A 19,740-nucleotide genomic window follows, 5' to 3' on the forward strand; every position below is an offset into this window, starting at 1 on the left:
TGAACAATTTTGGAATTTATCATAAAATCAAAGGCATTATATACCACTTGGATCTATTATAAACCTGATAGAATTTTGTTTGACTGTGGAGAAGGCATTAGTGCTAAATTGGGTAATAAGATTTATGGTATAGAAAAAATATTTCTTTCCCACTCTCATATTGATCATATTGCTGGACTTTGGGGACTAATTAATACAAGAAACAACGCAATGGGTTCAAGAGAAAAGGATTTAACAATATATTATCCAGAAAATTCTAGGCAAATTGAATCATATTTAAAGTTTATCTTAGACTCAAACAATCATTTAAGATATAAATTAGATATAATGCCTTTATCTCTTTTTGATAAAATTGGTTTAAAGAATGGTAGATTCATTGAACCGTTTAAGACTTTACATACCCCTGCCGAAAAATCTTATGGTTATAGAATAATAGAAAGAAGAAACAAATTAAAAGAAAAATACCAATCTTTTTCACAAAATGAAATAATAGATATTGTAAAAAAATATGGACGTGAAGAATTGAACGATTATTATGAAGCAAATATTTTGACTGTTTCTGGTGATTCACTGCCTATTTCACCAGAGATAGCAAATTCAGCTGAAACGTTAATACATGAATGTACTTTTTTTGTTGAAGAAGACAGAAAAATAAGAAATCACACTTCTTTAAATGAATTAAAAGAATTGATAAGAAAAAGTAATCCAAAAAGAGTTATAATTTATCATGTATCAAGTAGATATAATTCTTTAATTAGAATAAATGAGAGCTTACTTAGAGAAGAATTCCCTAATATTGATATAAGTATCATACACCCTGAAAAAACTCATAAATTATAATTTTTTAATCTTGGTTTATCAAAGGAGGGAGTATTATGCCACAATGGGCTTTTTGGATAATACTATCAGTAATATTTGGTTTCGTTGAAATAATATCACCAACATTTTTCTTTTTCTGGTTCGCAATAGGTGCCTTAGTATCAGGAGTAGTTTCTCTGTTTATAGAATCTTTTACATTGAACTTAGCTATTTTTATAATTGTTTCTTTATTATTGTGGATCTCAACAAGAAAAATTGTATCAAGATGGTATAAAAACTCTTCCCCAAACAAGCTTTATTTGGATACTCTTGAGGGTAGAGAAGGGGTTATTAGAGCCATTGATAATGAAGGTAAAATGATCGTAAATATTAAAGGAGATCAATGGAGAGCTTATAGTGAAGATGATTCTCAAGAACTCAATGTTGGAGATAAAATAAAAGTAACAAAAAAATCTGGAAATATAATCTATGTTAAAAAAATAGATAAGGGAGAATAATCATGTCAATGTATGTATTAATTATACTTGCTTTATTTTTGATTTTCATCGTTTCTGGTAGTTTGAAAATTGTAAGACCTTATGAAAAAGGTCTTGTAGAAAGACTTGGTAGATATCACAGAACTGTTGAATCTGGATTGAACTTTATAGTTCCTTTTGTTGAAAGAATTACAAAAATTGACATTAGGGAAACTGTTATAGACGTCCCACCTCAAGAAGTTATTACCAATGATAACGTTATAGTAACTGTAGATGCTGTAATATACTATGAAATTACAGATGTTTACAGAGTAATTTATAATGTTGGAGATTTCTCTTCAGCTGCAGTTAAATTAGCACAAACAAATCTAAGAAATGTAATTGGTGAGCTCGAACTTGACCAAACACTAACTTCGAGAGAAAGAATAAACACAAAATTAAGGGAAGTTTTGGATGATGCAACTGATAAATGGGGTGTAAAAGTAACAAGAGTTGAAATCAAAAAAATAGACCCACCAGATGATATTATGGATGCTATGAGTAGACAGATGAAAGCTGAAAGAATGAAAAGAGCAGCTATTTTAGAATCTGAAGGTTATAAACAATCAGAAATTAAAAAAGCTGAAGGTGACAAAACAGCTGCAATACTTAAAGCAGAAGGTCAAGCAGAATCTGTTAAGAGAGTAGCAGACGCGGAAAAATATAAACTTACTGAAGAAGCTGCTGGTAGAGCAAATGCGATTGAGAAAGTGTTCAAAGCAATTCATGAAGGTAATCCAACTCAAGATCTTATTACAATAAGATACCTTGATGCTTTAAAAGACATTTCTAATGGACAAGCAAGTAAGATTTTCTTGCCTTATGAAATATCAGGTGTTTTAGGTTCTGTTTCAGCTATGTTCGAAGCAACAAAAACTGATTTGCAAAATAAAAATGAAAACAAAGAAAATAAAAAATAATGGTGATTAAATGTTTTTATATTCTATTATTATAAATTTAATAGCTGCAATAATTGCGTATTTTATTATGAAATATGCTACTATTCAAAATCTCAAAATACCTAACATAGTTGAGTATTTTTCTATATATGGATTAACTAGTATATCTTTAATTTTAATCTACATCAAAGGATTTTATAATAATGCTTTACTTTTAGAGATGTTAATTACTTTCATTTATATTTTGTATTATTTAAGATCTATTGATTCGTCCAGGAAAAAATACCATGAGAGATTTAGATCTATGATATTATCTTTTGGATATACAAGAAGTAGTTATTTTGAATCTTTTTTATCAAAAAAGATAATAAACAAAATTCTTGAAAGTTTTTTTTATGGAGTTGGAATTCATTTTTTATTTAATGTTTTATTGATGGATTTTCATGATGAATTGAATATACTTACAATTATTATACCTACTATATTTTTCTTTATTTCTTCATTAATGAAAACTCTTAAGACAGGAAAATTATACAAAGTTGTAAAGTAGACTAAATATATCGGAGTTATAATACCTATGTAGGGTATTAAATAATTAAATAATGGAGGTTATATAATGGCTTTATTAGATGACAACACAAGAGAACAGGTAAAAGATTTACTTTCAAAAATGGAAAATAACGTAAAATTTGTTTTATTTCAGGGAGAAAATGAATATTCAAAAGTAACAGGTGAATTATTAAATGAATTGAAAGAAGTAGAACCTAAAATAGAATTAGAAATGTTGAATATTGACGACCCAAAAGCTGATGTTTATGACATTGAAAAAGATTTAACCCCAGCCATTGTTTTATTAGATAAAGATAATAATGACAACGGAATAAGGTTCTATGGAATCCCTTCTGGTCACGAATTTTCTACTTTATTACAAGACATACTTTCAGTATCGTCAGGAAACAGAGTAGACTTTTCTGAAGAAACACAAAATAAGATCAAAACAATTGATAAAAAAATGAGAATTAGAGTATTCATAACTCCAACATGTCCATACTGTCCAAAAGCTGTATTTTCTGGACATCAATCAGCTTTATTAAATGATAATATTATCGGAGAGATGATTGAAGCTAACGAGTTTGGTCCACTTTCTTCAGAACATGGTGTAAGCTCAGTTCCTCATACTGTTATTGAAATATTCAATGGCGATGAATGGGAAAAATCTGGTGAATTTATTGGGGCTTATCCAGAGCAACAATTCATCGATGAATTAATGAAAGCGGTAGGATAATAGATAACAACAATTGGTGGCCTTTTTAGGCCACTTTTTTAAAGGAGGACGTTAAATGTTTTTCGACATGGGTACTGCAAACAAAAAACAAGAGATAAAAGATAATTACGACATAGTTATCATTGGCGGTGGCCCGGCTGGTATTTCAGCTGGAATTTATGCCGTTCAAGGTGGGCTTAAACCTTTAATTATTGAAAAAACTGTTGAAGGCGGGCAAATGAACTTCACAGAATTAGTAGAAAATTATCCTGGGTTTAAATCAATTGAAGGCTCTGAAATTGCTGAAAAGTTTGGCGATCACGCAAAACACTATGGAGTTGATTTTCATTTTTCAACAGTAACGAAAATAGTAAATAATGAAGAAAATAAAATTGTTAAAACTGATGATGGAAAGGTTATAAATACAAAAGTTATTATTATAGCAACAGGGGCAAACCCTAAACCATTAGGAGCAGAAGGAGAAAAAGATTTCTTTGGAAAGGGAATTTCTTATTGTGCATCTTGTGATGGACATTTCTTTAAAGACCAAAAGGTTGCAGTAATTGGTGGAGGTAATACAGCTTTAGAAGAATCATTATATTTAGCAAAAATAGCCAAAGAAGTAGTGATAATACATAGAAGAGATAAACTTAGAGCAGATAAATTATATCAAGATAGAGCTATGGCATTAGACAATGTCACTTTTAAATTTGACTCAGAGGTCGTTGCTTTTAAAGGAGATAAAAAATTAAAAACTCTATCAATAAAAGATAAAAAAGAGAATAAAGTGTACGATGAAGATTTTGATGGGGCATTTGCTTTTATAGGCCATGTTCCAGCAACGGGATTTTTAGGTGATATGTTAAAAACTGATTCAAGGGGTTATATTGAAACTGACCAAAATATGGAAACTAATTTAAAAGGAATATACGCTGTCGGAGATGTTAGGAATACTATCTTAAGACAAGTTGTAACTGCTGTTGCAGATGGAGCTATTGCCGCTTCACACGCTGTAAGAGAATATTTTTAATAATATTAATATTTAAAGAGGCTTTGAGGCCTCTTTTTTATTTTTTCTATTCTTAATTAAAATGTATTTATTATGTAAATTGTAAATATGTTAATAGATATAAAATATAAATAATAAAAATATAAGGGGTGGTAATTTTGTTTAATGAAGCATTAACTTTTGATGATGTACTCTTACTGCCAAAGTATTCTGATATAGTTCCTAGCCAAGTAAATACAAGGACGAGATTGGTTAAAGACATATATTTAAACGTTCCTTTTTTATCTGCTGCAATGGATACAGTTACCGAAACAAGAATGGCAAAAGCTGTTGCAAGGGAAGGCGCTGCTGGTGTTATACACAAAAATATGCCTATTGAAGAACAAGCTTACAAAGTTTCAAAGGTAAAAAGAGCCGAAAATGGAGTTATCACGGATCCTATAACCATTTCTCCAGATACAAAAATAAAAGAAGCTGAGCAATTAATGAAAGAATACAAAATTGGAGGGTTACCCGTAGTTGATAAATACAATAAACTTTTAGGTATACTAACCAATAGAGATATAAGATTTGAAAGAAATTCTACTAAACAAGCTAAAGAATTGATGACAAACTATAGAAATCTTGTTGTTGCTGGACCTCAAATTGGATTAGAAAAAGCAAAAGAAATATTACACGAGAATAAAATAGAAAAGTTACCTATAGTAGACAAAAACAACAAAATCATAGGTTTGATAACTATAAAAGACGTAATGGCTGTAATAGAAAAACCTCTTGCTTCAAGAGATAAAAAAGGTCGTTTGATTGTTGGCGCTGCTATCGGTGTTTCTGACGGACTTGAAAGAGCTAAAAAATTAATAGAAAGTGGGGTGGATTTTTTAGTTCTTGATTCTGCACATGGACATTCCAGTAATATAATTAATCTTTTGAAAAAATTGAAAGATTATGATAAAAACACCCCTATAATAGTTGGAAATATAGCAACTAAAGAAGCTGCAATAGATTTAATAAACGTTGGAGCAGACGCTCTAAAAGTAGGTATTGGCCCTGGATCAATTTGTACAACAAGAATCGTTGCTGGAATAGGTGTACCACAGTTAACAGCTATAATGAATGTTAATTCTGTTGCTAAAGAAAATAATATACCAATAATAGCTGATGGAGGCATAAGATTTTCCGGCGATATAGTAAAAGCATTGGCCGCTGGAGCATCTACTGTTATGATGGGAAGTATTTTTGCTGGTACTGAGGAAGCCCCAGGAGAAACCATTATTTATAATGGTAGAAAATTTAAAACATACCGAGGGATGGGGTCTATAAGTGCAATGAAAAAAGGATCCAAAGACAGATATTTCCAAGATGATGTAGAAGAAGTAGATAAATTAGTGCCTGAAGGTGTCGAGGGTATGGTTGCTTTCAAGGGAGAAGTAGCTGACTTAATACACCAACTACTTGGTGGTGTAAAATCTGGTATGGGATACATAGGAGCAGGGAATTTAAATGAACTTTTAGAAAAAGCGGAATTTGTAAAAATTTCTCCTTCTGGGATGAAAGAAAGCCACGCACATGATATTAAAATTACTAAAGAATCACCTAATTATTTTTTATCTGGGAATTAAATTTAACCTATCTTGTTAATTTATTTCTTTTTATATTAAATTTTCTTGACATTTTTTAATTTTATATGTATAATTGTGTTAAAAGGGGGTGACTGTATGGAAAATATAGTTGAAGACCTAAACGAATTGATTGATATTAGACACATTATTGATGCATATGTGAGTTTTAAAGAAACAAAGTACAAAATACCATACAGCGAGATATTTCTAAACACCAATATAGAAAAATCTGTTAAAGACATTTTGGAAAAAGAAGAGGGCTTCTTTATAAAAAATTCTGAAATAGCAAAATACTATAAAAAATCAAAATATGAAACAATCGATGTTGGTGATTTGTTTTTGCTTATGGAAAAATTTGAACAACTTGGTTTCAAATTAGATTATCTATTTTCAAGAGATAATAATGAACTTTTTTTAAAAGCAATAAAAACTGATGACATCAATAAAAATACTAACGATTCTTTGGAGTGAATTTTTAATGACTATTAGCAGAAAATTCATTTTAAAGGGCAGGGTGCAAGGTGTTGGTTTCAGATTTTTTGCAACAAAAAACGCAAATGCTTTAGGAATAAAAGGTACAGTTAAAAATCTTACGAATGGGAATGTAGAAATTTTTGCGAAAGGTGAAGATTCAAAGATAGAACAATTCAAAGCTAAATTGATAAAGGGAAATTCTTTTTCAAGAGTAGAAGACATTGAAGAATACGATGTTTCAAATGATGAAATTAATAATGATGACTTCCACGTTAGATATTAAAAATAGTGCTGAAAAAATCAGCACTATTTTATATATTTCTATTGTTGTCCTTGAGGATCAGTGGAACTAACAGCTTGTCTTGTCCCAAGTTTTTCATCTAAAGCCAATAAAGCTTGTACATTGTCTCCAATTAATTCTAATTTATTTTTTATATCTCCTGTGGTTTTTTCTTCTTCTACTTGTTCAGTTACAAACCATTGTAAAAAGTTATCCATCGCATGATCATTTTCTTCAATTGAAAGATCAACTAATTTATTAATTGAATCAGTTACAAATTCTTCGTGTTCTAAAGCATCCTTATACACTTCAAAAGCATTTGACCAATCATGTTTTGGTTCATCAATGGGTAGAAGTTTTACTTTACCACCTCTATCTAAAATAAAATCGTACATCTTTCTTGCATGAAGCATTTCTTCTTGAACTTGTGCATCCATCCAATTGGCAAATCCTTCTAAATTTTTTGAAACAAAATATGCTGCCATTGATTGATAAAGATAAGCAGAATATAATTCCTTATTCAATTGTTTGTTTAATGCATCTATTAATTTTTCTTTCATAGCCATATATAAAACCTCCTTAAATTTGATTTCTATTTATTAAAATTATAGCACAACATTATTTCATTCATAAAAAACTTTTTTTAATTTTTTTGGGTTTAATCTAAAATTCGTCCCTTTACCTTGGTGAAAATGGTGTTTTTCAAGAAGGTGTACTGACAGATCTGTAAAAATAATTTCTTCATCATTAGAAATATTTTTTACTATCACATTTATCTTTCTAAAAATTCCGTCTTCAAAGGGGCATGCCAAAAAGCCCCTTGATTCATCAACTCTGACATCCCATTTTTCATCTACTTTTATTGATTCTCCAAGGCCTTTTCTTCCTTCGTTCATAACATAATGCATTTTTTCAACGAGGTCTGTATAATCTATACCCATAGATTCCATAATTTCTTCATCTTTTTCAATGATATCTACTAATTCTCTCTGATCATCTCCAAGAAATCCTTCTGAAGTAATTTCACCAGGCTGCATGTTATCTTTTGCTTTTTTTAGTTCAGGAGTCATTTTCATAATTATCCCTCCAAATTATGCAAACTTATCGTAATAAATTTTATCTTCTTTCATTTGGTTATCTTTCATCACATTTATACAAGCGTTCAGCATTCCAGGGCTACCACAAAGATATCCTTCTTTCTCTTTTTCATTATCAATTTGATTTTTAAGGTATTTATCCAAAACATCAGTTATTAGGCCTGTTTCTCCTTCCCATTTATCTTCTGGTTCAGGGTCTGATAATGCAGGGATAAAGTGAAGATTTTTCATTTTTTTCTCCATTTCTTCAAAATATTCAACATAGTAGAGATCTTTTTTTGAACGAGCCCCAAAAAAATACCAAATTTCTCTATCAAACATTTCTTTTTCATACATGTCTTCAATTATAGATTTTATAGGAGCCATACCAGAACCTCCTGCAACACAAACCATTGTAGCGTCTGTATCTCTTCTGTAAAAATCTCCAAAGGGACCAACTATGTTTAGATTCTGGCCTTCTTCTAAATGTTCATGAACATATGTTGTAGCAATTCCACCCGGTACCAATCTTATCAAAAATTCCAGATGGCTTTTATCTGACGGTACCGAAGATATAGAGTATGCTCTCTGAGTTTGTTCTTTTATTTTCCCGTATTTTGGAATTATCAATTGTGAATATTGCCCAGCTTTAAAATCAATTGATTCTGGTTCTAAAAGTTCGAGTCTAACTTCTTTTATATCGTGTGTCATATCTTTTATAGATTCAATTTTAGTTTTAAATTCTCTAACATTGAATAATTCTTCTGGTATTTCTATTTTTATATCTTCTTTCACTTTTATCTGACACGAAAGTCTTATTCCCTCTTTTTTTTCATTTTCTTCAAGCAATGGGGCTTCTGTTGGAAGTATTGGCCCAATATCAGAAAGCACTTTCACTTTACATGCACCGCAACTACCCCTACCTCCACAAGCTGAAGGTATAAATATTCCTTGTTCACTAAGTGTAGTTAAAAGAGGATTACCCCCATCGACTTTTATTTTTTTTGAACCTTCGTTTATATCTAATTCAACTTCTCCATAATTGTTTACTAAGGAGTCAACAACAGTTATAATAGCAGCCAATATTGCAGTAAGTATGGCAACTATTAATGGAGCTGCAAAATATCCCATATATTATCACCTCACTGAACTGCTAACATGCCTGAAAATCCCATAAAAGCAATTGCCATAAAACCAATTGTAATTAAAGTTATTCCAGGTCCTTTTAACCCTGCTGGAACTGGTGCTCTGTCTGTCTTTTTCCTTATAGCGGCAAGAGCCATTATTGCTAACCACCAACCAAGGCCTGAACCAAATCCAAATATTATTGATTGAATAAAATTATAGTCTCTTAATTGCATGAATAATGCAACACCAAGTATTGCACAATTAACTGTGATCAATGGTAGAAATATTCCCAATGCCATATATAAATTCATTGAAACTCTTTCTATTATCATTTCTAATACTTGCACAGTTGCAGCAATGACAATTATGAATACAATATATCTCAAATATTCTATTTCAAAAGGAACTAATATGTAATTATAAACCAACCAGTTAATAGCGGTTGTAATTGTCAAAACAAATGTAACGGCCATTCCTAAACCATTTGATGAATTGTAGTCTTTAGACACAGATATAAAAGAACACATTCCCAAAAAGTTAGCTAATAATATATTACTTGTGAATATAGAAGCAAAAAATAGTATAAAAGGACTAATATCAGGTGCCATTATTTAGCCTCCTTTTTTTCCATAATGCCTTTGAAAACCCAAATCAAAATAGCCAGCATGAAAAATGCGCTTGGTGGCATTACCATTATTGTCCATTTTATGAAACTTTCTGGTAAAACATTCATCCCAAAGATGGTTCCAAATCCTAAAAGTTCCCTTACAAAAGCTATAATCAATAAAACATACATGTAACCTGCTCCAGAAGTTATTCCATCCCAGAACGATATAACAGGTTTGTTTGATTGTGCAAAAGCTTCTGCTCTACCCATGATAATACAGTTAGTTATAATCAACCCAACATAAGGACCTAAAGCTCTACTTATTTCAGGGAGATAGGCCTTTAAAATTATGTCTACAATTATAACGTAAAAAGATATAATCAAAGTTTGAACGATCATTCTTACCTTCCTTGGAATCAAAGATTTTATAATGGATACTGTAAGGTTTGTGAAGCCCATTACCAATATAACTCCAATTGCCATTATTAGTGTATTTTCCAATTTGTTGGTAACAGCTAAAGTACTACATATTCCTAAAATCTGAACAAATATCGCATTATTTGTCCACAAATTATCTTTTAAAATTCCTCTTGCAGTATTATTAGCCATCATTCATCACTCCCAAGAAGATCCTTCAATTTTTTTATTGCATTGTTTATTATAGTTTTCATTGATTGAGACGTGTTAGTTGCACCAGTTATAGAGTCGAATTCTGAATTTTCATGATTATAATCTCCATCTCCACCAATGTTTATTGATATTCCATTTTCAGAGATTTTCTCATTTCTAAACTGATCCCTAAACCATTTTTCTTCTATTCTTCCACCTAATCCAGGTGTTTCATTATGAGAAATAATATCCAGCCCAATGACTCGTGTGACGTCCTCATTTACGGCTAATACTCCATTAACAGTTCCCCAAAGAGCATTACCGCTAAATCGGTATGCATATATTTTTTCATTTTCAACTGTAGTTGAATAGAGGGTTGTTTCTTTTATTTTTTCTTCGGTTAACCCTTCAAAAATGTCTAATGCTTCTTCATCCGTACCATAAACAATATCCATAGCGTTCAAAAAAGCCCTAACCTCAAAAAGTTTTTCATTAATTTCAACCCTTTCTTTCGTTACATCGTTAGCAAAAGCCAAAACAAAAACAAATACAAAACTCACTATGAAAGTAAATATTATTGTGTATAGTTTTCCTTGTTTATTCATGACTTCACCTTCTTTTTTAGATTAATTTGGTCTAAAAGAGAAGCGAAAGTGTTTCCCATTAAAATGCCAAAACTTGTCCCTTCTGGAAATAGAGAAAATGTTCTAACAAGAACAGTTGTAACCCCAATTATCATTCCATAAAACCACTGAGATGAAGATTTTTTTGGAGCCGAAACAGGATCTGTAGCCATAAAAACTGTTACAAAAATTAATGAGCCAGACATTAAAGCCTGAATAGGCGGTAATGCACTATCTACTCCTGCCCAATAAAGAGCACCAGTTAATACTGCTGCTGATAAGAACGTAGATAGTATGATTCTCCAACTCGCTGTTTTTGTCCATATTAAGTATATTGCAGCTAAAGCAATTAGCAATATCGAACTCTCACCAAAAGAACCGGCTCTTATTCCAAAAAACAAATCCATATTTGAAACCTGTTCTCCAGCCCTTAACAAAGATAAAGGTGTTGCAGAAGTTACTGCATCAACTCCAAAGTTTCCTGGTTTTATCCAACCAGATGCCATTACATTTGCAAATGTAATGTAAATAAAAATTCTGGCTGTAATTGCTGGATTAAAAATGTTTCTTCCAAATCCACCATAAACTTCTTTACCAAATAAAACACCAAATACAGTGCCTATTACAGCAATCCACCAAGGTGTAAGTGGAGGTAAAGATAACACTATTAAAAAACATGTTACTAAAACTGCTTCTGAGACTTTTTTATTTCTTCTTTTTTCCATGATCCATTCTGTGAAAATACCTGCCCCAAAGACAAAAGCAGATAACCATAAGAGCCTTATCCCATACAGATAAATTGCAAATAGATAAATTGGTATTAATGAGTAGATTACTCTTCTCATCATTATCTGTTTTTGAAACACTTTTTCACCCCCAAAAATTTTTTAATAAATATTTAATAATCCTCTCTATATTTTAACATAAAAACAGTAGTTTGACAATATTTTGACATTTACATTAGTTTGTTTATAAAACTATTTTAAGGTATAATTTTAATGTTTTAACTTATTTATAATTAGAAATTTATTTTGGAGGATGATAAAAATGGAAAAATTGATCGATAATTTTTTAAAATTTGTACAAATTGAAACCACATCTGATGATTATTCAAATTCTTTTCCAAGCACCAGTTCTCAAATAGCTTTTGCCAAAATATTGAAAAAGTATTTAGAAGAGATTGGTTTGGAAGATATAGATTTGGATAATAACGGATATTTGATGGCTACTTTACCTTCTAATAATCCAAATGCAACTGATGTAATAGGTTTTATATCCCACATGGACACTTCCCCAGATATGTCAGCAAAAAATGTTAATCCTAAAATTATCGATTACAAAGGCGGAGACATAGTTTTAAACGAAGAAAAAGATATTGTTTTAAAAGAAGTCGATTATCCAGAAATAAAAAATTATATTGGACAAAAACTGATAATTACTGATGGGCTTTCTCTTTTAGGAGCGGATGATAAAGCAGGTATTGTAGAAATTTTGTCTGCATTAGAATATTTTTTAGAAAATCCTGATGAAAAACATGGAAAGATAAGGATATGCTTCACTCCAGACGAAGAAATTGGGAAAGGTGCTGATAAATTTGATGTTGAAAAATTTGGTGCTGATTTTGCCTACACAATAGATGGAGGACCTATTGGCGAGTTCAGTATTGAAAATTTTAACGCAGCCACTGCAAAAATAGAAGTTTTTGGGAATAGCGTTCATCCTGGAACAGCGAAAGACAAGATGATCAACGCTATTTTAGTGGCAAATGAATTTATAAATATGTTTCCTGAATTTGAAAAACCTGAACACACTGAGAATTACGAAGGTTTTTATCATTTTGTTAATTTTGAAGGTAAAGCAGAACACAGTTCTTTAACTATGATTATTAGAGATCATGATCAAGATTTTTTTGAACATAGAAAAAAAGAGACTTTAAAACATGCGGACTTTATAAACAAAAAATATGGAGATGTTTTGAAGATAAACATTACAGATTCTTATTACAACATGAAAAATATAGTTCTTAAGAATAAAAATATTATAGATTTGGCTAAAAAAGCTTATGAAAAAAATGATGTTGAATTCAAACAAATCCCTATAAGAGGTGGCACAGACGGAGCTAGACTTTCTTATATGGGATTACCCTGCCCAAATATTTTTACTGGTGGACACAATTATCACGGAAAATTTGAATATATTCCTATTGATTCAATGAGAAAAGCAAGAGATATAATTATTGATATAATAAGAGGATAAATAAGAAAGCCTCGATTTTTAAAAATCGAGGCTTTCTTTTTTAATTTTTATTTTTGAAAAATTTTTTTATTTTTTTCTAATTTGTTTCCCCCCATTAGATCTTCCATGGCTTTTAAATAGTGCTCTTCTTTTATACCAGGAATTAGTTCATTTTTTGATATGTTTTTTAAAATAACTATATTTTGCATTCTTGCATCTTTTAGATCTTTATCAAATATCCTGTATAATTTAATGTTTCTTTTTTTTGCCTCATTTTCTATTTCTTCATGTGTTGTTTCTTTGTCTTTACCTAACCTTACAAAAACAGTTTGCCAAGAAGTATCATAATATATCAAGGAGCCACCATTTTTAGAAAAATTATTCATCCCTCTTAACGCTTCAGTTTTTTCCAATGATATTACGAGGTCAGCAGTTCCTTTTCTAATTAAAGAGGCATGTACTTTATCACCTATTCTCAAATGAGATTGAACTGTACCCCCTCTTTGAGCCAAACCATGAGTATCAACACCTTTTGCATTTAATCCGGCATAATCTGCTGAGCGAATTAATATTTCACTTAAAAGGCCTATCCCTTGGCCACCCACACCAATCATATATACGTTGAATACATCATTCATATTTTTATCCCCCTCAATTACATTTTTTCATATTTAATAGCGGTTACTGGACAAGTTTGGATACAAGATCCATCACCAATACATAAATCTGGATGAACGTGAATATCTCCATTTTCATCTTTTTGGAATGAAGGACATGCAAAGTCTTCAACACAAACATAGGAATGATCACAAATCTCTTGATCAATGTAAACTTTATTTCCTTTGAATGTACCCTTTTTTCTCTGTTCTCTTGTAAATTTCAACATACAAGGGTGCTTCGCAATAATCACGCTAAATCCTTTTTCTTTCGTTGCTTCTTTGACCATTTCATATAATTTTGTTTGAGAGTAAGCGTCAACTTCTTTGACGTTTTTAACTCCAAAGCCTTCAAGCATTTTTTTAATCTGTATTTTATCTGTTACTTCATTGAAGTTATGACCAGTACCAGGATGGTTTTGATGCCCAGTCATAGCTGTTGTTCCATTTTCCATAATAACAAGGGTAACATTATGGTTATTGAATACGGCGTTTACTATTCCTGGTAATCCAGCGTGGAATAGTGTTGAATCACCCAAAAAAGCAACAACTTTTCTTTCGTCGTTAAATAAAGACAATCCTGATGCTGTTCCCATAGAATGCCCCATCGATAAGAGAACTTGTCCCATTTCATATGGAGGCAAAAATCCGAGTGTATGACACCCAATATCTGCTACTGTAATATCCTCTTTATCTAAAGCTTTTTTGATTGCATAAAAAGCAGATCTATGACCACAACCTGGACAAAGTTGAGCTGGTCTTACTGAAACTGATGGTGCGTTTTCCTCATAATTCATTTCTGGAAGTATATCTGGCCATTCATTTCGAAGAACTTCATATACTTTTTCAGGTGTGTATTCTCCAATCCATTCTTCAAGATCTTTTTTACCTGTTATTTTTACTCTTATGTTGTTTTCATATGCAATTACTTTGACCTCTTTTTCTATTACATCATCCAACTCTTCAACTATTTTTACATGATCATGCGTTTTCAAAAAATCAATGATCTGTTTTTCATCGAGTGGATGAATTGCAGCTAATTTTAAAATATCAGGTTTGTAGTCAGCCTGTTCTAACACGTCAATTACTGACAAATAAGGGACACCCATCGTTATTATTCCTTTTTCTTTATTTCCGTTATCATATAATTTATTCAGTTTACTTAGTTTTGGTTTTACTTCTTTTATTTTTTTTAAGGCTTTTCTTTTCATTGGATGTACTTTTTCAGTAATAGGAACATAAGGCCCATTCTTTGGGTCAAATTTTGGGGTTTTATCGAAAGATTTTTCTTCAAATTTGTGAAAATTGACTTTTTCTTTTGCGTGACAAGTGTGAGTTGTCAATCTTAAAATTACAGGCATTCTCATTTCTTGTGAAATTTCAACAGCATCTAAGTACATTTCATATACTTCTTGCACATTAGATGGCTCTAAAACAGGCATATATGTCATTTTTGCATAATGTCTGTTGTCTTGTTCGTTTTGAGATGAATTGGCTCCTGGATCGTCTCCTATGACGACAACCATCCCTCCAATAAGTTCTAAAAGAGATAGTTGAACAAATGAATCTGCAGCTACGTTTAATCCAACACTTTTAAAAAATACTGTAGACAAGTGCCCATTAATAGAAGCTCCAAAAGCAAGTTCCAAGGCTACTTTCTCATTTGTTGAAAACTCGAAATAAAAAGGCCTGTCTTCACGCTTTATTGAACTAATTGCATTTGCAATTTCTGGAGTTGGCGAACCAGGATAAGCTGATACAACTCTTGTCCCTGCTTCAACCATTCCCCTTACTATAGCAGTGTCCCCAATTACGATCTCAGAAAAATCTTCATTTCTTAACAACATTTCTCCCATGGATTTCATAAGATCTCCCCTTTCTTAAGAATTGATGAAATATTTTAATTTTTCTTTAAATATGTATAAATTATATCATCATAAATTAAATAAACAAAGAGGATATCTATAAGATATCCTCTTTATGTTAAAATTGATATATTTCTTTTAAATCTTTATAATCATCATACCAATAAGCGTTTGGGTTTCTTTTATAAACAAAAAACTTTTTATAATTATCTTCATCGACTGCTCTATGGTATCTAAATATTATATTTTCTTTTGTCATTGAAGACACTTCTATTTTTCCAGTTTTATGTGACATCACAAATCTGGGCCGTTTCGCCAATCCAGAAATAGAAGCTATGGATTTTAAAAATATAGTAAATCCTTTTTCAACTGGAACAATAAACGGTTTATTACCTTTAACAGGTCTACCTTGAAAAACGTAATAAGGTGGTACTCCATAAAAACTTAGTTTTTTAAATAATTCTGATAAAACTTTTGAATTATCGTTAATCCCTTTTACCAAAGGAGTTTGATTGACTGCAATAGCTCCACTTTTTAAAACTTTATCAATCGCTTCGATTGAGGGTTTTTGGATTTCTTTTGGATGGTTAAAATGCATCATAAAATATATTCTTTTTTCTCTTGTAGAATTTTCTTCGATGAGATCTAACAATGATTCGTCCTCTATAATTCTATAAGGATTAAATGAAAATAATTTAGAACCAATTCTTATTATTTTAACATGATCTATTTCTCTAATTTTTGTTATTATATCTTTTAATTTTTTTGTTGATAAAAGAAGTGGGTCTCCTCCAGTTAACAAAACATTAGTTATCTCTTTATGGTCTTTTATATACTCAATTTCTTTTTCTACATTTCTTGAGACTTCTTCACCAGGGTTTATAAAAAGTCTTTTTCTAAAGCAAAATCTACAAAATCCCCCACAAACATCGTTTACTAATAACAAAGCGGTATCTCTGTACTTATGCTGAAATCCCCTTTGAACAGTATAATTCTTTTCAGATGATGAATCTAAACTCCCCCACTCTTCAAGCTCTCCCATCTGTGGAATGATAATTTTTCTAATTGGGTCTTCAGGATCTTCCCAATCAACAAGAGATAAATAATATTCATTTGAACGAAATTTATATTTTTGTGTTACTTCTTTTAAAGCAACTTTTTCTTCTTCGGAAAGTTTAGATACTTTATCAATATTTATCAAATATTCTGGATACATAATAAAAACCTCCTTAAACAGAAGTATATTACTTTCAATTATATTATAACATATTTGGTAATACCATAAAAAAAAAGGAGACTTCATTTCATTTTTAATCTCCTTTTTGCCCCATGTATTTGTTGATAATATTGTCTATTTCCATTTTTAACCTATTCAATAAAAAAGGATAAGCTAACAGAAAAACATAATAAGCTATATAACCAAATATTTTTAACAAAGCGTTATTAAGTATGAATTGAGGGATCAATTCAGTGAAAAATTCAAAAATTATATAGTAATTTAATATCGATAATATTAAAGCAATAATTGCATATACTAAAAATTTTTTTAGGTTTTTAAATAATATCAATGGCAACAAAAATAAAAAGAATATGGACAATGATTGAATTTGAAATCCAGAAATAAAAAGCAAAAACATGTAAGATACTGAAAAAATAAAACCGTACTTTTTATCTAAGTATAATATTGAAATTGGTGTTAATATTGGTATTATTGTTGGGGCTAATCTGATATACTGACTAGATAAATACAATAAATAGAATACTACAACAAAAATAGAAGTTTTAACTATATTGATTTGATATATTTTCATGATTAAAAGAAACTACAAATATCTCCACCAAGACATTCACACATAGTATCAGCACAAACAGCACCACCTAAACATTGCAAACATTGCCCACAATCATTACTTCTATAAGTGTAGTATCCAGATCTGAAATCCTCTACATCTTCTTTGAATTCTTCATCATTTTTATAATTTGAATACAAATTGCTTATTTTTCCCTTTTTTAAATCTTCCATCATCATTTTTTTCATATTTTTCACCCCCAACTATTAAATTGGTTATTTCTTTTCTATGATATGCTACAGAAAATGCCAAAAGTTTTTTCACCAAATGTTGATTAAAATCAGAAAATTCTTCGTAATTGTCTATAATAATCTTAGCACAAATATCAAAAGTTGTTAGAATTTTTTCTATTTCCTCTTTTTTTAAACCTCTTAAATCATCGACTTTATAAACTCTTCTTATAGCATTAAAATTGTTCCTCTTTTTGTCCTTTTTAAAATCATAAATACTATCTATCAAATATATTAAATATCCAATAGTATTAGCAAGTATATAATTCTCTTTTTCTGGAAAGTATAGATTTAATATTTTTTCTAATATCTTTTCTGAAGGTCTTGCTAATTCATCCATATCCTCTGAATACTTTTCTATTTCTGACTGTTCCTTTATCAGTTTAGAATAATCCAATATAAAATCATCATCATATTTTTCATTAATTTTACTTTCAATACCTTTTAAAAAATAATCTGCAATTTTGTGTCCTTCAAATTTATAATCAAGAAGCTTTCCATAAACTATCAAAAGATTCAAGTCACTATATTTGTCCATAAAAGAATCGTCTTTTGGTTTATACCTTTTTTGAAATCTCATCAGTGGACATCTAAATTCCTCTACATTCTTTGCTTCATTTTGCATCATTGCAAATAAAACAACTTCTTTTATTATAGTTGGCCTATAAATATTCCCATAGTTTTTCTTCAAGTTGTGGCAAATTCCACAGTAATAGTTCAAATACGTTTTTCTCTCTTCATCACTTGGGTGAAAGTATAACGATATATATCCATACATTTATCTTACCTCTATACTATTTTGAGTTGTTATAATCTTGCCTTGAACCTCAACAAAAAAGTTTATAAAATACCTCCCTTTTTTGTTTAGCTCTATCTCTTTTACATTCTCAAGATCAAATATCTCAGTAGAACCGTATTCTGAGATATATATCCTTGTTGATTCATCATTTCTATAATTGTATAATTCTTCTCCGTTGTATTGAATCCTTATTCCATATGAATTCATAATAAGACTTTGAGGATTTTTTACTTTGTTATCCAAATAAGCTTTATAATACAATTTTTGACCCTGTTCAAAAGTTTGTAGTGTAAAATCGTTAATAGCTATATTTTCTGGGTTTGAATTAATTTGATTAGCTATATTTAAAGTAGTTATTATCTTTTTATCCATACTCTCTATATCAAACATTACTCTATAAATACCACTTTCAAATAGCCTATTAGAAGTTATTTCAAATTGAGATGACTCTAATGGCTGCAATTCTAAAGAACCAAAGTTTATCTGGCGTTCGTATATATTTTCTCCATCTTTTGAGTAAATAAGCTTACCAAAAACTTCTTTATTGTACATCTCTTTTGAATTATTTTGAAAAGTAACTACAAACTTTGGAGTTTCACTTTCTAAATAGAAGTTCCTATCTGAATAAAAGTTTAGTTTAAAATCCTGATTGTAATTGAAATCCCTGTTTAGATTTACTTTTTGTCCATTAAACTCAAAGCTTGTGTTTATTATGTATTTTCCTGATTCTAACTCTGATATCTCTGTCTCTTTTTCAAGATCAAAGATTAATCTCGTTTGATATGGGCTTAAGATTGTAGTTACAGTTTCATTATGTTCAAAATCGAATATAGTTTCGTTATTTTCTGATTTAATTATTTCATAATAGAAATTGTCTATTTTTATCGTTTTATCATTATTTGTCGTATTTTGAACATTTACATTTGAAGTTATTTTTTCTGGATATAAAAACTGATCTTCGGTCACCAAGTTAAAACTTATACCATCTATAACTATGTTGTATGAAAGGTTAAATCTCGATAATCTTGGACCAAAAAATGTGAAAATCAGAGCCATAATAGCTATAAATATTATTAAATAAGATGTATATTTTCTGATTGTTTTGTACCTATCTTTTTTATTTTCTCTCTTTTCTTGATCGTACTCTTCCCATTCTTTAGGACTTTTTGAATAATATTTCATG

24 protein-coding genes are annotated in these 19,740 nt (G+C 30.2%); 10 read left to right on the forward strand and 14 right to left on the reverse strand.

Annotated features, from left to right (window positions below):
- The first annotated feature begins 9 nt into the window (after window positions 1-9).
- The 9 genes from BLS00_RS06660 to BLS00_RS06700 all read left to right on the forward strand — a co-directional run bounded on the left by BLS00_RS06660 (window position 10) and on the right by BLS00_RS06700 (window position 6,882).
- Complete coding sequence (locus BLS00_RS06660; protein WP_091403941.1) at window positions 10-840, forward strand: MBL fold metallo-hydrolase; 831 nt, start codon at window positions 10-12, stop codon at window positions 838-840.
- A 35-nt stretch (window positions 841-875) separates the two neighbouring features.
- Entirely contained in the window at window positions 876-1,316 is a 441-nt protein-coding gene (locus BLS00_RS06665; RefSeq protein ID WP_091403944.1) for an NfeD family protein, read from the forward strand.
- An 8-nt stretch (window positions 1,317-1,324) separates the two neighbouring features.
- On the forward strand, window positions 1,325-2,254 hold the full coding sequence (locus BLS00_RS06670; RefSeq protein ID WP_091404376.1) for an SPFH domain-containing protein: 930 nt from the start codon (window positions 1,325-1,327) through the stop codon (window positions 2,252-2,254).
- A gap of 67 nt (window positions 2,255-2,321) precedes the next feature.
- Complete coding sequence (locus tag BLS00_RS06675; RefSeq protein WP_167849030.1) at window positions 2,322-2,783, forward strand: hypothetical protein; 462 nt, start codon at window positions 2,322-2,324, stop codon at window positions 2,781-2,783.
- Window positions 2,784-2,849: 66 nt separating this feature from the next.
- The gene (pdo, locus tag BLS00_RS06680) at window positions 2,850-3,518 is read left to right on the forward strand and encodes a protein disulfide oxidoreductase (protein ID WP_091403949.1); all 669 of its coding nucleotides are present in this window, start codon (window positions 2,850-2,852) and stop codon (window positions 3,516-3,518) included.
- A 55-nt stretch (window positions 3,519-3,573) separates the two neighbouring features.
- Window positions 3,574-4,527 (forward strand): thioredoxin-disulfide reductase, encoded by a 954-nt coding sequence (trxB, locus tag BLS00_RS06685; protein WP_091403951.1) that lies wholly within the window; start codon window positions 3,574-3,576, stop codon window positions 4,525-4,527.
- Between the two features lie 137 nt (window positions 4,528-4,664).
- Window positions 4,665-6,125, forward strand: a complete 1,461-nt coding sequence (gene guaB, locus BLS00_RS06690) for an IMP dehydrogenase (protein WP_091403954.1) — start codon at window positions 4,665-4,667, stop codon at window positions 6,123-6,125.
- 96 nt (window positions 6,126-6,221) lie between these two features.
- Entirely contained in the window at window positions 6,222-6,596 is a 375-nt protein-coding gene (locus BLS00_RS06695) for a hypothetical protein (protein WP_091403956.1), read from the forward strand.
- Between the two features lie 7 nt (window positions 6,597-6,603).
- Complete coding sequence (locus BLS00_RS06700) at window positions 6,604-6,882, forward strand: acylphosphatase (RefSeq protein WP_091403957.1); 279 nt, start codon at window positions 6,604-6,606, stop codon at window positions 6,880-6,882.
- Window positions 6,883-6,920: 38 nt separating this feature from the next.
- Here the strand turns inward: BLS00_RS06700 and BLS00_RS06705 are convergent, their stop codons facing one another.
- From BLS00_RS06705 to BLS00_RS06735, 7 genes are read right to left on the reverse strand one after another with little or no spacing between them, the layout of a single operon-like run.
- Window positions 6,921-7,445 (reverse strand): ferritin, encoded by a 525-nt coding sequence (locus tag BLS00_RS06705; RefSeq protein ID WP_091403960.1) that lies wholly within the window; start codon window positions 7,443-7,445, stop codon window positions 6,921-6,923.
- Window positions 7,446-7,502: 57 nt separating this feature from the next.
- Window positions 7,503-7,955 carry a hypothetical protein gene (locus BLS00_RS06710; RefSeq protein WP_091403962.1) on the reverse strand — a complete coding sequence of 151 codons (453 nt, stop codon included), beginning with the start codon at window positions 7,953-7,955 and terminating at the stop codon, window positions 7,503-7,505.
- 15 nt (window positions 7,956-7,970) lie between these two features.
- Window positions 7,971-9,086: an NADH:ubiquinone reductase (Na(+)-transporting) subunit F gene (locus BLS00_RS06715; RefSeq protein ID WP_091403963.1), complete on the reverse strand. Its 1,116-nt coding sequence runs from the start codon at window positions 9,084-9,086 to the stop codon at window positions 7,971-7,973.
- 11 nt (window positions 9,087-9,097) lie between these two features.
- A complete protein-coding gene (locus BLS00_RS06720) occupies window positions 9,098-9,691 on the reverse strand; it encodes an NADH:ubiquinone reductase (Na(+)-transporting) subunit E (RefSeq protein WP_091403965.1) in 594 nt (197 codons plus the stop codon).
- Entirely contained in the window at window positions 9,691-10,299 is a 609-nt protein-coding gene (locus BLS00_RS06725) for an NADH:ubiquinone reductase (Na(+)-transporting) subunit D (protein ID WP_091403968.1), read from the reverse strand. The genes BLS00_RS06720 and BLS00_RS06725 overlap by 1 nt, the downstream gene beginning before the upstream one ends.
- Window positions 10,299-10,904, reverse strand: a complete 606-nt coding sequence (locus BLS00_RS06730; protein WP_091403971.1) for an RnfABCDGE type electron transport complex subunit G — start codon at window positions 10,902-10,904, stop codon at window positions 10,299-10,301. Before BLS00_RS06730 ends, BLS00_RS06725 begins: the two co-directional genes overlap by 1 nt.
- Window positions 10,901-11,770 (reverse strand): RnfABCDGE type electron transport complex subunit D, encoded by an 870-nt coding sequence (locus tag BLS00_RS06735; RefSeq protein WP_091404380.1) that lies wholly within the window; start codon window positions 11,768-11,770, stop codon window positions 10,901-10,903. Before BLS00_RS06735 ends, BLS00_RS06730 begins: the two co-directional genes overlap by 4 nt.
- Window positions 11,771-11,969: 199 nt before the next feature.
- On the opposite strand from BLS00_RS06735, the gene pepT reads away from it, so the two are divergent.
- The gene (pepT, locus tag BLS00_RS06740; protein ID WP_091403972.1) at window positions 11,970-13,178 is read left to right on the forward strand and encodes a peptidase T; all 1,209 of its coding nucleotides are present in this window, start codon (window positions 11,970-11,972) and stop codon (window positions 13,176-13,178) included.
- 47 nt (window positions 13,179-13,225) lie between these two features.
- Here pepT and BLS00_RS06745 read toward each other — a convergent pair whose 3' ends face one another.
- The 7 genes from BLS00_RS06745 to BLS00_RS06775 all read right to left on the reverse strand — a co-directional run bounded on the left by BLS00_RS06745 (window position 13,226) and on the right by BLS00_RS06775 (window position 19,739).
- Window positions 13,226-13,795: a 2-oxoacid:acceptor oxidoreductase family protein gene (locus BLS00_RS06745; RefSeq protein WP_091403975.1), complete on the reverse strand. Its 570-nt coding sequence runs from the start codon at window positions 13,793-13,795 to the stop codon at window positions 13,226-13,228.
- Window positions 13,796-13,812: 17 nt separating this feature from the next.
- A complete protein-coding gene (locus tag BLS00_RS06750) occupies window positions 13,813-15,678 on the reverse strand; it encodes a thiamine pyrophosphate-dependent enzyme (protein ID WP_091403977.1) in 1,866 nt (621 codons plus the stop codon).
- Window positions 15,679-15,796: 118 nt separating this feature from the next.
- A complete protein-coding gene (locus BLS00_RS06755; protein WP_091403980.1) occupies window positions 15,797-16,894 on the reverse strand; it encodes a KamA family radical SAM protein in 1,098 nt (365 codons plus the stop codon).
- A gap of 94 nt (window positions 16,895-16,988) precedes the next feature.
- The gene (locus BLS00_RS06760) at window positions 16,989-17,489 is read right to left on the reverse strand and encodes a hypothetical protein (RefSeq protein WP_091403982.1); all 501 of its coding nucleotides are present in this window, start codon (window positions 17,487-17,489) and stop codon (window positions 16,989-16,991) included.
- A 2-nt stretch (window positions 17,490-17,491) separates the two neighbouring features.
- A complete protein-coding gene (locus BLS00_RS06765; protein WP_091403984.1) occupies window positions 17,492-17,716 on the reverse strand; it encodes a hypothetical protein in 225 nt (74 codons plus the stop codon).
- A complete protein-coding gene (locus BLS00_RS06770) occupies window positions 17,652-18,536 on the reverse strand; it encodes a DUF5685 family protein (RefSeq protein WP_091403986.1) in 885 nt (294 codons plus the stop codon). The genes BLS00_RS06765 and BLS00_RS06770 overlap by 65 nt, the downstream gene beginning before the upstream one ends.
- Window positions 18,537-19,739 carry a hypothetical protein gene (locus tag BLS00_RS06775; RefSeq protein WP_091403989.1) on the reverse strand — a complete coding sequence of 401 codons (1,203 nt, stop codon included), beginning with the start codon at window positions 19,737-19,739 and terminating at the stop codon, window positions 18,537-18,539. It lies immediately after the preceding gene.
- Window position 19,740: the final 1 nt, after the last annotated feature.

Source organism: Geotoga petraea (assembly GCF_900102615.1).
GTDB classification, from domain to species: domain Bacteria; phylum Thermotogota; class Thermotogae; order Petrotogales; family Petrotogaceae; genus Geotoga; species Geotoga petraea.